Source organism: Flavobacterium pasteuri, assembly GCF_048286615.1.
In the GTDB taxonomy this organism is placed as follows: domain Bacteria; phylum Bacteroidota; class Bacteroidia; order Flavobacteriales; family Flavobacteriaceae; genus Flavobacterium.
Map to the genome: position 1 here is coordinate 376387 of NZ_JBLVPN010000003.1, position 11499 is coordinate 387885.

Here is an 11499-nt window from a genome sequence, read left to right on the forward strand (position 1 = left end):
AAGAATCACTTTCATAATAAATCGACACAAGAATTAAAAATCATGAAATACAAACTCTTCTTTTTTATATTGATTTCCTTAAATGGATTTGCCCAGAATAATAGTTTCCCGTCAGATTCTGTTGATGCAATTATAAAACGCATTCAATTACCAAAAATCCCTTCATATAGAATTAGTGTAACAAAGATTGGGGCAAAAGGAGATTCGATTAGTGATTGTAAACCCGCTTTTGACAAAGCCATGGCGCTTTGCAAAAAGAATAAAGGAGGAACAATAATTGTCCCAAAAGGAGTTTATACTTTAAACGGTCCCATTCATTTTGTGAGCAATGTAAAATTACATTTAGAAGATGGCGCAAAAATTAGATTTGGCTCCAATCCAAAAGATTACCCCTTAGTTCTAACTAGTTGGGAAGGAACCATGCTTTATAATTATAGTCCAATGATTTATGGCAACAAGGTCGAAAATATTGCCATAACTGGAAATGGAATTGTTGATGGTGAAGCCAAAAATACATGGATAAAATGGAAACCACTTGAAAAGAAAGACCAGCTATTAAGTAGAGAAATGAACCACAAAAACACGCCAATTAAGGAGCGAATTTTTGGCGAAGGTCATTATTTAAGACCGCAACTTATTCAATTTGTCAACTCAAAAAATATTCTTATTGAAAATATCCAGATAGAAGATTCCCCTTTTTGGTGCATACATTTGCTAAAAAGTAAAAGCATAACCATACGAGGAGTAAAATACAATGCACATAACAACAATAATGATGGAATAGACCCGGAGTATTCCAGCGACATATTAATTGAAAATATTTTGTTTGATAATGCCGATGACAATGTAGCCATAAAAGCTGGAAGAGATGATGAAGGACGAAATAATTTAAACACGCCTTCAGAAAACATTGTCATTAGAAATTGTGAATTTAAGGGTTTGCACGCTATTGTCATTGGAAGCGAAATGTCTGCCGGAGTCCGAAATGTATATGTAGAAAATAGTAAATTTAGAGGGGATTTAAAAAGAGGAATTTTTATAAAAACTAATTCGGATCGAGGGGGTTATATCAAAAATATTTATTTTAGTAATTTGGCGTTTGGAAAAGTTGAAGACTGTATTTACATCACCGCTAATTATCACGGAGAGGGCGGCGGATTACATTCTTCTAAAATCTCTGATATTTCTTTTTCTAATATTAGCTGTATTGAAGCTACAAATACAGGAATTGTAATTGAAGGATATGCTAATAAAAAAGTATCAAATATCTTATTAGACAACATAAGCATTCAATCCGCAAAAAACGGAATGTCCGTTAGTAACTCCGAAAAGGTTACCATAAATGAAGTTATAATTGGCCAAAAGGCGACAATTCCAACAGCTGCAAAATAAATTCATTAAACTAAAATCAAATGATTATGAAATGTATTTTCTTCTTTCTGATTCTAATTTCATCAAACTGTTTTGCGCAAAAACCAACACTTTATTTAATTGGAGATTCTACGATGGCAAATAAGGTAAAACCTAATGAAAATCCAGAACACGGCTGGGGACAAGTATTGGGCTCTTTTTTTAATGATGATATTTCAATCGTTAATAAAGCTGTAAACGGAAGAAGTAGCCGTAGTTTTCTAAACGAAAAACGTTGGGATACGATTTATAAAGTATTAAATCCTGGTGATTATGTTTTTATACAATTTGGCCATAATGACGAAAAAATAGCGGATTCCACTCGGTATACAAATCCGCATACGGCTTATCGCTATAATTTAATCCGTTTTGTAAATGACACAAGAGCAAAAGGTGCCATTCCGGTTTTATTTTCCTCTATAGTCCGAAGAAATTTTAATGAGCAAGGGGTCTTGATACCCACTCATGGTGATTATCCAATGGAAACCCGTATGGTAGCTCAAGAATATAAAGTGTTATTTATAGATTTAGAGTATTTTTCTGAATTATTGGAAACATCTTACGGACCAGAGCAATCAAAACAATTACATTTGCATTATAGAGCGAGAGAAATCCCATATTATCCACAGGGAAAAGTAGATGATACGCATCTATCTTTAAAAGGGGCTACTGAAATTGCAAAACTGGTTACAGAACAATTACGATTATTAGATAGTCCTTTGGTTGAAAAATTAAAAAAAGGAATTTTAAAATAAGCTTTAAATCAACGTTGTTTTTTATTTAATACTGCTACCCGAAAAGTTTTTATTTAATAAAAAAAAGAAATCTGTACAAACCAAATATAGGTTTCAAGTACACTTAGTCAAAGCTGCGATACTTTTTGAAACCATAATTAGCTGCTAAAATGCGACTTTTATCATTTCTAAGCTACATTCAGTTTAAAGGTAATATCATGTTAATTATAGTAAATTTACTATAATTAATATTTTACTCAGCTGATTTTAGTAAGAATTAGTAATACGACTTTTTATATTTCATGCCAGTCATTATGAACAAATTTGATGTTGGAACTGCGACTAAAGTTAAAATAAGAATCACTAAAATTAACAAAACTGTTTGTTAAGTAGTTGAAAAAAAAATTAAATTTATTGAACTGAATAAAAACCAAACCTCGGAAAAACACAATCCAGAATAAAATAAAAGAAAATAAAGAGATTAAAAAAAGTTACTACAAAAGAATAATTAGAAGCTTTGTATTTCAAAACAATCAACTAAAAGTTTAAAATCTTTTAATAAAAGGTTCAGATTTTGTACCATAAGTTTCACTTAAAATGATACTAGAAATAGTATCATTTTTTCTTATAGTTTTTAAAATTCCTTTATTTATTCTATTTTTATAAAAATTTCATTTATGACTTCCTACTTCAAACTATGTGTACTTCTTTGTTCTTTTTTATGTACAGTTTCCTGTAAATCGCAAACTATTTATTCTGGAGGTGAAGAAAGGAATTATACAAGTATCAATGATACAACATTTGTAAATTTAAAAGAGTTTAGTCAAGATTTTGTCTATGATATGAAGTATGCTACCTTGGATAATTTCCTGAAAGCTAAGATGTATGATTGTGCGGAATGTTTTTTACGTTTAAAAACCGTTAATGCACTTGTTGATGTGAATAAAAAATTCATAGAAAAAGGATACAAAATCAAGATTTTTGATTGTTACCGCCCTTTGGACATTCAGAAAAAAATGTGGAAAATTGTATCTAACCCAAAATACGTTGCAAACCCTGTCAAAGGTTCTATTCACAATAGAGGAGGAGCCGTAGATATTACTTTGGTAGACAGAAATGGAAAAGAATTAGACATGGGAACTTCTTTCGATTTTTTTGGAGTTGAGGCGAGCCACAATTATCAAAATTTTTCAGAAGAAGTAAGACAAAATAGAATACTCTTAAAAACAATTATGACTAGCAGCGGTTTTAATTCTTTTGATTCAGAATGGTGGCACTACAATTTGAAGTCAGGTTTAAATGATAAAGTTTCTAATGCTAAATGGGAATGTAAATAGACTTTATTCAATACATTTTAAGTAATTGATGAAGTAGTTTTCCGGATTGTAAATTTCATTCGTTAATTCTGATTTAAACTCTTTTTTAAAGACATAATCTTCGGTGTCTGTCAAATATTTAATTCGCATCATCGATACCGGAGAGCTTTTTAATTCTTCAAAGCTATCTTTCATAAACATAAAAATACCTGAATTAACCCTATTATCAAATCCTTTATCGTCGCGTAACATAGTACCGCAATTTTCTTGATCGATATGTATCAATGTGATTATTTTTCCATTGTTTAACTGTAGAAATAATTTAGAATTTTTATCAAAACAATTCGCTTTCAAAAAGTCTTTGCTTTTTTGAATTAATTGCACGCTCAATGTTGGTAATCCATCTGTTAATGCCAATGAATAAAAAATATAACTGGAATTTCCGGCAAAATTTTTCTCGCTAATCATGTATTCTTTTGTCGATTTGTAAGTACCTAAAGAATCGGTAACATTTGCGTTATATTCACATGGTTTTTGAGCAAATATATTCAAGCTGAGGAATAGTAAAGTTATTGTAATAAGGTATTTCATTTTTATGATATTTTGGTGCAAATTAAAACTATTTTATGATTATTCTCATCAGTTGTAAAAAAACAATATACATTTCCTCCGTCTTTTATTTTCCATTTTTTTCTAATGGTTTCTACGCTGTCAGGAAAATTACGGGTAGTTATATTTGCTTGACTTTTTTCTAAATAGCTTTTCATTTCCGTTTTGTTGTAAGGAAATGTATTTTGAATTTCAAAAACGCGCCCCGGAAAAGATAGTAAAGCTGTTGATGTATACAAATGAGAATGTTTATGTAATTTATTTAGAGTATAAAACGAGCTTACTTCATCAAATCCACCAGATTTCATGATAGCGCTGTTGGGTTCATATAAAAACTTTTGAGGCAAGCTTAAGTTCGGAAATTTAGAATTTTCGTTAAGAACAAAATCAAATGTTTCTGTTTTATCTTTTACAATATTGACAGTTTTGATGTTTAGATCTCCTGAATAGCCTTTATGCAATTCCCATAATAATTCTTTCACTTCATTCTCTAAGGCTACGATATGAATCGTTTTTACATGTTTTAGTTCGGATAATCCCGCAGAAATATCAAGAATAGGTGCTGTTTTTATTAGAACGGCATTTGAATGCGTAAAATAAAAATCAATATTTTCAGGAACATTTGGTAAACAGTCCTTTAGCATGAATACTTTGCCTTTTATGTCATTTCGTCTGGAAGGGTCAATGTAAATCCAGTCCCATTTTGCATCTAAAGTGTTTAAAGTAGCTAAACTATCTCCAGCATAGCAGGTGATATTAGAAACATTTAATTGCTCAAAATTGTGTTTTACCAGATTTGATAGTTCTGGATTAATTTCACAATGAACAACTGTTTTTATTTTTTTTGCAAAGTAAAAATCATCAACTCCAAAACCTCCTGTTAAATCGATTAGAGATTCTCCGGATATAATTGAAGCTTTACAGGCTGCGGTTTTTTCAGAGGAAGTTTGTTCTATTGAAATTTTAATTGGATAAATAATATTTTTTGTGGAAAACCAAGTTGGGAGTTTATCTTTAGCTTTTGTTTTGGCTTCTATTTGGTTTAAAATAGAAATCCAATCCACTTCTTGAAAGGGATTTTTTTGCAGTGCTAATTTTGAAATGCTTTTGCCAATATTATTATCGATAAACGCCTGTATTTCGGCATTTAGAATCCTTAAATCCAAAATTAAATATCTTTAGTTAATAGTTGAATGATTTTGTTTTCGGGAAAAAATTCTTTTCCAATCACTTTTATTATGGTGTATAAAGGAACTGCCACAATCATTCCTAATATTCCAAAAAGGAAACCTGCAGTTAGGATTACTAGAAATATTTCTAAAGGATGTGAACTAACACTTTTGGAAAAAATTATAGGTTGCGATAGATTATTATCAATTATTTGAACAATCCAAAAACCTATAAGTACATAAATTGTTGTAGGCAAAATTTCAGATTGAAAATCACTTCCTAAATTACTCATCATAGTTAAAATTGCGGCTAAAAAAGAGGCAATCAATGGACCAATATAGGGAATGATATTTAGCACAGCACATAAAAAAGCAATAACAATTGCATTTGGAACGCCAAAAATAACTAGAACTATAAGGTATAAAAGGAATACAATAAATAATTGAAGCAGTAAACCAATAAAATAGCGCGACAGTAAATGATTTATTTTTTCCAATGAATTCAAAATTTGATCTTCATGACTGTCTGGGATTAATTTTTTAGCACCAATAATAAACATTAATCGGTCTTTTAAAAAGAAAAAAGTTATGAACAGAACCGATCCCAATCCCATTCCGAAACTGCTGATGGTTCCTAAGATTGCATTTAAAAAATTAGGAATAATATTGAAATTTATTTTAGAGGTAATATTTGCTTCTTTTAAAACTTGTGCGGAATCAATTTGGTGGTTGTCTAAAAATACTGTTATTTGATTGATTAACTGGACTATGTTTTTTTCAATTTCAGCAGTGTTAAGAAGCGATAAATTTTGTCCTTGTGATAAAATCAAAGGAACGAACATCATTATAAACCCAAATATGATTAGTATGAAAATAAACAAAGTTGTTATTGTTGCAACAACATGGTTGAACTTCAATCGTTTTTTAAAAAAGTCTAAAATAGGATTTCCTATCAATGTAAGTATAAACGATACAACTAGATAAATTAGTACAGATTGAATTTGATAGAAGAAGAACAAAATTAAACCAACGAAAACTGTTGTTATTAATGCCCTGATAATGCCATTTGAAATGGTTTTAGATGTAATCATATCGTTGTTTTAGGTTATAAAGATAAAAAAAACTCGCTAACTAGTAGCGAGTTTTAAAATCTAAAAAACTAAAAAATTATATTCCAAAACTAGCTCTTGATCCGCCAGAAACGAATAGAGCAGCCATTCTTGATTTTTGACCGTTAGAGAACATGAACATTCCTCTATCATCTGTGTAATCCATGTAATTCATAGTCATTTCTACTGGAGTTCCAGAACAAGTGCTATAATGTGGATAAGCTGGTACACCATAATTAGCAGTGTTATGTGTAGGTGTATCAGAAACTAAATCACTTCCACAAGTTGCATCTCCCCAAATGTGACGTAAGTTCATCCAGTGACCAACTTCGTGAGTAGCAGTTCTTCCTAAGTTGTAAGGATAAGTAGCGGTACCGGTAGTTCCTAAATATTTAGAATCAATTGCCACACCATCAGTTGAAGAAGATCCTCCAGGAAATTGAGCGTAACCCAAGGTTCCACCACCAATTGTACAAATCCAAAGGTTTAATTTTGTAGTAGGAGATGTTGGAGCTAAACCACCTGAAGTCGTTTTTTTCATTGCGTCTGTTGTTCCCCAAGATGTTTTAGTAGTTGATTTTCTGATTACTTGGTCTAAAACAAAAGAGATTCCTACATTTGCTTTAACTCCAGAAAATAATGCAGGAACACTATTGAAATCAGAATTAGCTGCATTGAAATCTTTGTTCAATACATCAATTTGTGATTGAATCTGAGCTAATGAAATATTTTCGGCAGTAGTTCTGTATAGGACATTTACAACTACAGGAATTTGAACCTTTCCGTTTACTAAACGTGCAGTAGAAATTGTTTTTTGTGTGAATGCTTCAATTTCGTTCATTTTTAAGGCTAAAGTTGGATCTACTTTCATTTGGGCCGCTAAAACCTCTTGAGATGCACAACCGCGTTTTGTAACCGCATCAGCAGATAGAGTCATTTCTGTTGTTTCATTTTGACAAGAGAAAAGCATCAATAATGCAACAGCAGATAAAATAATTTTTTTCATGATAAATTTGTTATAAATTAATAGTTTTGGTTAATTATTTCACAATTTTATAACAATTTTTTCTAAAAACAAATTTTTTAAACATTTATTTAAAAAAAATTAAAGTGGTTATAAAATTATAATTTTAGAGTGTGATCTTTAAATAATTCAGCCTTATTGTTTTAGAATTTAATGCTATTAAATAAGATTTATACATATATTATCTACTTCGATAGTAAACTAAAAATAAATAAGACAGGCTTATGAATAAAAAAAGAGGCGATTTTAGGTCGCCTCTCTTATTAATTTTAAATGGAATTATATTCCGAAACCTGCTCTTGAACCACCAGAAACAAAAATTGCAGCCATTCTTGATTTTTGACCATTAGAGAACATGTACATTCCTCTATCGTCTGTGTAATCCATGTAGTTCATAGTCATTTCTACTGGAGTTCCAGTACAAGTGCTGTAGTGTGGGTAAGCTGGTACACCATAGTTAGAAGTGTTATGTGTAGGTGTGTCAGAAACTAAATCACTTCCACAAGTTGCATCACCCCAAATGTGACGTAAGTTCATCCAGTGACCTACCTCGTGGGTTGCAGTTCTTCCTAAGTTATAAGGATAAGCACCTGATCCAGATAATCCAAAATATTTAGAATCGATTACAACACCATCAGTAGTTGTTGATCCTCCAGGAAATTGAGCGTATCCTAAGATACCACCACCAATAGTACATGCCCACATATTAAGTTTTGTTGTAGGTGAAGTGGGGTCTAAACCTCCTTGTTTTGTTTTTTTCATTGCATCTCTTGTTCCCCATGATGTTTTAGTTGTAGATTTTCTATTTACTGTTTCTAAAACGAAAGTGATTCCAACATTTGCAGCAACTCCAGAGAATAAAGCAGGAGTACTACTGAAATCAGAATTAGCTGCATTAAAATCTGCATTTAATACATCAATTTGAGATTGAATTTGAGCATTAGAAATGTTTTCTGCAGCTGTTTTGTACAATACGTTTACTACAACAGGAATTTCAACTTTGCCATTTACTAAACGACCAGTTAGCATTGCTTTTTGAGTAAATGCTTCAATTTCGTTCATTCTTAGGGCTAAAGTTGGGTCAGCTTTCAATTGCGCTTCAAGAACTTCTTGAGTCGCACAACCGCGTCGTGCTAGTACACTGGCCTCTGGCGCAACTTCTGTTGTGTCGTTTTGACAAGAGAAAAGCATCAATAATGCTACTGCAGATAAAAGAATTTTTTTCATAATAAATTTGTTATAAATTAATAGATTTGGTTAATTATTTCACAATTCTATAACAATTTTTTCACAAAAAAAACTTTATTCAAAAAAAAATTAAAAAATAAACCATTCTATTGATTTTACTACTTAAAGTTAATTTCAGTGATTTATAATTTACAAGTAGTTTCATACAAAAAAAATCCAATAAATTTACACACTCAAATTTGTAGTTATAATGAAGTCATTTAAGATATATTTTGCAATTAAATAAAATAATGTCATAAAAATTTATGAAATTAATACTTTTAATTTTTCAGGAAATAAACTGTTGCCTGTTGATTTTCCTTGGTTTTTAATAATAGTAGTCTCAAGTTTTTTTAAACGAGGTTTTTGTCTATTCGAAATCGGAACTTTTTTAAATGAAACAAATAAAAATATCTTTAAATGGAACGGCCTCTTCAAATTTAAATTTGAAGAGGCCGTTTAAAAAGAAATCATGAAAACAGATTTCTTAATTATTAAAAATAAAATTCAGAATATTGGCACCCATTTTTAATGCTTTTTCACGAACATGAATGGGATCGTTGTTCACTTCTGGATCTTCCCAACCGTCTCCTAAATCACATTCGTAGGTGTAGAGTAATACTAATTTTTTTTCTACAAATATCCCGAGGGCTTGCGGCCGTTTTCCATCATGCTCATGTATTTTTGGCAATCCGTTTGGGAATGAATATGGTTTTTGAAAAATGGGATGATTGGCTGGTATTTCGACTAAGTCGTTGTTTGGAAATATTTTTTTTATTTCTTTTCGTATATATTGATCCAAACCGTAATTATCATCAATATGGAGAAATCCTCCGGCGAGTAAATAATTTTTAAAATTACTACTGTCAGCATCATTAAAAACAACATTTCCATGTCCTGTCATGTGAACATAGGGATAGGACAATAAATCAGGACTGCTGGGTTCAACAGTTGATGGTTTTGTTTTTATTCGGGTATTGATATTGGCATTACAATATTTTATCAAGTTGGGCAAGGATGTAGGATTTGCATACCAATCACCGCCGCCGCTATATTTTACCAAAGCAATTTCTTGTGAAAATGTTGGTATTGAAAACAATAACAGGAGATAAAATAGTTGTTTCATAATTGCATAAAATCAGTTCTTATTCTTCTTCATTGACAAAAACTACGCTATGGCAGGCAACAATGGCTGCGGTTTCAGTCCTTAATCTAGTATTTCCTAATGAAACTGGGGTAAAGCTATTTTCAAGAGCTAAAGCGATTTCTTTTTCGGAAAAATCACCTTCCGGGCCTATAAGTAATGTCAAATCTTCATTAGGCTTCAAAACTGATTTCAGTGTTCTTTTATCCGTTTCTTCACAATGTGCAATCAGTTTTAAACCTTCTCTTTCAAGTTTAATGAATTCTTTGAAGGTTATGGCATTATTTAATTTTGGTAAATACAATTCATTAGATTGCTTCATGGCCGCCAACAAAATTTTATCAAATCGCTCGTTATTGATAACTTTTCGTTCAGAATGATCACAAATAATAGGCGTGATTTCGTGTATCCCTATTTCAGTTGCTTTTTCCAGAAACCATTCGTAACGATCATTCATTTTAGTAGGCGCTACTGCTAAATGCAAATGAAATTTTGAGGCTGGTGCTTTTTCGAAAGAAAGGATTTTAACCGTGCATTTGCTATCCGAAGCTAATGTGATTTCTGTTTTAAATAAAAACCCCAAACCATTGGTTACAAATAATATATCGGTATCTTTCTTTCGTAATACTTTAATAATATGTTTGCTTTCTTCTTTATCAAAAGAAAAACTTTCGGTAGATTCTGTAATATTTGGATTGTAAAATAATTGCATAATTTATAATTGTATTCTTGCTTTAGAAACGACAGACGAAGTTTCAAATTTTTGCGATAAAAACTTTTGATAACCTACAATTCCAATCATCGCAGCATTATCGGTAGTGTATTCAAATTTAGGAATAAAGGTTTTCCAACCGTATTTATTCTCTGTTTTTTTTAATGTGTTTCGAATTCCAGAATTTGCAGAAACTCCCCCGCCGATAGCGATTTGTTTTATTCCAGTTTCCTTTACTGCCAATTTTATTTTGTCCATTAAAATTTCAATAATCGTATGTTGAATTGATGCGCAAATATCAATGAGGTTTTCGTCAACAAAATTGGGATTTTCTAATTTTTTCTTTTGAATAAAATATAAAATAGCCGTTTTTAGACCTGAAAAGCTGAAATCCAATCCTGGAACTTTTGGTTTTGTAAATGCAAAAGCTTTCGGATTTCCAAGTTGCGCATATTTATCAATTAAAGGACCTCCAGGATAGGGAAGACCCAGTATTTTTGCGCTTTTATCAAAAGCTTCCCCAACTGCATCATCAGTGGTTTCACCAATTACAGTCATTTTAAAATAATTGTCCACTTTTATAATTTGAGTATGTCCACCGCTTATGGTCAACGCCAAAAAAGGGAAAGTAGGTTTTTCATATCCTTCTTCATCTATAAAATGGGCTAAAACGTGCGCTTGCATGTGGTTTACAGCAATCAAAGGAACTTGCAAGGCCAAAGCAATTGATTTTGCAAACGAACTTCCCACTAAAAGCGACCCCATTAGTCCAGGACCTTGTGTAAAGGCAATTGCCGATAGCTGTTCTTTTTGTATATTTGCATTACGAAGCGCGGCATCGATTACTGGAACTATATTTTGTTGGTGCGCGCGCGAGGCCAGTTCAGGAACCACGCCACCATATTGATTATGTATAAGCTGATTTGCAACAACATTTGACAACACTTTATCGTTTTGTAAAATAGCAGCTGCGGTATCATCGCAGGAACTTTCGATGGCAAGAATAAAAACCTCGGGATTTTGCATAAAAAGGCACTAATTTTGA

Annotated in this window: 11 protein-coding genes; 3 read left to right on the forward strand and 8 right to left on the reverse strand. The window is 31.5% G+C overall.

Translation table 11 applies throughout. The features are described 5' to 3' along the window. Window positions 1-42: 42 nt before the first annotated feature. The 3 genes from ACNQF6_RS06630 to ACNQF6_RS06640 all read left to right on the forward strand — a co-directional run bounded on the left by ACNQF6_RS06630 (window position 43) and on the right by ACNQF6_RS06640 (window position 3481). A complete protein-coding gene (locus tag ACNQF6_RS06630; RefSeq protein WP_417964365.1) occupies window positions 43-1392 on the forward strand; it encodes a glycoside hydrolase family 28 protein in 1350 nt (449 codons plus the stop codon). A 26-nt stretch (window positions 1393-1418) separates the two neighbouring features. After that, a complete protein-coding gene (locus ACNQF6_RS06635; RefSeq protein WP_417964367.1) occupies window positions 1419-2165 on the forward strand; it encodes a rhamnogalacturonan acetylesterase in 747 nt (248 codons plus the stop codon). Window positions 2166-2821: 656 nt separating this feature from the next. Next, window positions 2822-3481: a M15 family metallopeptidase gene (locus ACNQF6_RS06640; RefSeq protein WP_417964369.1), complete on the forward strand. Its 660-nt coding sequence runs from the start codon at window positions 2822-2824 to the stop codon at window positions 3479-3481. Between the two features lie 3 nt (window positions 3482-3484). Here the strand turns inward: ACNQF6_RS06640 and ACNQF6_RS06645 are convergent, their stop codons facing one another. The 8 genes from ACNQF6_RS06645 to tsaD form a co-directional block, all read right to left on the reverse strand. Continuing rightward, window positions 3485-4051 (reverse strand): hypothetical protein, encoded by a 567-nt coding sequence (locus ACNQF6_RS06645; RefSeq protein ID WP_417964371.1) that lies wholly within the window; start codon window positions 4049-4051, stop codon window positions 3485-3487. Window positions 4052-4053: 2 nt separating this feature from the next. Next, a complete protein-coding gene (locus ACNQF6_RS06650; RefSeq protein ID WP_417964373.1) occupies window positions 4054-5235 on the reverse strand; it encodes a class I SAM-dependent methyltransferase in 1182 nt (393 codons plus the stop codon). Window positions 5236-5237: 2 nt separating this feature from the next. Continuing rightward, complete coding sequence (locus ACNQF6_RS06655; protein WP_417964375.1) at window positions 5238-6329, reverse strand: AI-2E family transporter; 1092 nt, start codon at window positions 6327-6329, stop codon at window positions 5238-5240. A gap of 76 nt (window positions 6330-6405) precedes the next feature. Beyond that, the gene (locus tag ACNQF6_RS06660) at window positions 6406-7353 is read right to left on the reverse strand and encodes a zinc metalloprotease (RefSeq protein ID WP_417964377.1); all 948 of its coding nucleotides are present in this window, start codon (window positions 7351-7353) and stop codon (window positions 6406-6408) included. A 297-nt stretch (window positions 7354-7650) separates the two neighbouring features. Continuing rightward, window positions 7651-8598 (reverse strand): zinc metalloprotease, encoded by a 948-nt coding sequence (locus ACNQF6_RS06665; protein WP_417964379.1) that lies wholly within the window; start codon window positions 8596-8598, stop codon window positions 7651-7653. Window positions 8599-9085: 487 nt separating this feature from the next. Further along, window positions 9086-9724, reverse strand: coding sequence for a DUF4159 domain-containing protein (locus tag ACNQF6_RS06670; RefSeq protein WP_417964381.1), 639 nt, complete (start codon window positions 9722-9724; stop codon window positions 9086-9088). A gap of 19 nt (window positions 9725-9743) precedes the next feature. Beyond that, window positions 9744-10454: a 16S rRNA (uracil(1498)-N(3))-methyltransferase gene (locus ACNQF6_RS06675; protein WP_417964383.1), complete on the reverse strand. Its 711-nt coding sequence runs from the start codon at window positions 10452-10454 to the stop codon at window positions 9744-9746. A 3-nt stretch (window positions 10455-10457) separates the two neighbouring features. Then, on the reverse strand, window positions 10458-11480 hold the full coding sequence (gene tsaD / locus ACNQF6_RS06680; protein WP_417964385.1) for a tRNA (adenosine(37)-N6)-threonylcarbamoyltransferase complex transferase subunit TsaD: 1023 nt from the start codon (window positions 11478-11480) through the stop codon (window positions 10458-10460). Window positions 11481-11499 lie beyond the last annotated feature (19 nt).

Coding starts and splice junctions, on each gene's coding strand:
- tsaD (WP_417964385.1), bottom strand. CDS start 11,480: ATGCAAAATCCCGAGGTTTTTATTCTTGCCATCGAAAGTTCCTGCGAT.
- ACNQF6_RS06655 (WP_417964375.1), bottom strand. CDS start 6,329: ATGATTACATCTAAAACCATTTCAAATGGCATTATCAGGGCATTAATA.
- ACNQF6_RS06670 (WP_417964381.1), bottom strand. CDS start 9,724: ATGAAACAACTATTTTATCTCCTGTTATTGTTTTCAATACCAACATTT.
- ACNQF6_RS06640 (WP_417964369.1), top strand. CDS start 2,822: ATGACTTCCTACTTCAAACTATGTGTACTTCTTTGTTCTTTTTTATGT.
- ACNQF6_RS06645 (WP_417964371.1), bottom strand. CDS start 4,051: ATGAAATACCTTATTACAATAACTTTACTATTCCTCAGCTTGAATATA.
- ACNQF6_RS06665 (WP_417964379.1), bottom strand. CDS start 8,598: ATGAAAAAAATTCTTTTATCTGCAGTAGCATTATTGATGCTTTTCTCT.
- ACNQF6_RS06660 (WP_417964377.1), bottom strand. CDS start 7,353: ATGAAAAAAATTATTTTATCTGCTGTTGCATTATTGATGCTTTTCTCT.
- ACNQF6_RS06630 (WP_417964365.1), top strand. CDS start 43: ATGAAATACAAACTCTTCTTTTTTATATTGATTTCCTTAAATGGATTT.
- ACNQF6_RS06675 (WP_417964383.1), bottom strand. CDS start 10,454: ATGCAATTATTTTACAATCCAAATATTACAGAATCTACCGAAAGTTTT.
- ACNQF6_RS06635 (WP_417964367.1), top strand. CDS start 1,419: ATGAAATGTATTTTCTTCTTTCTGATTCTAATTTCATCAAACTGTTTT.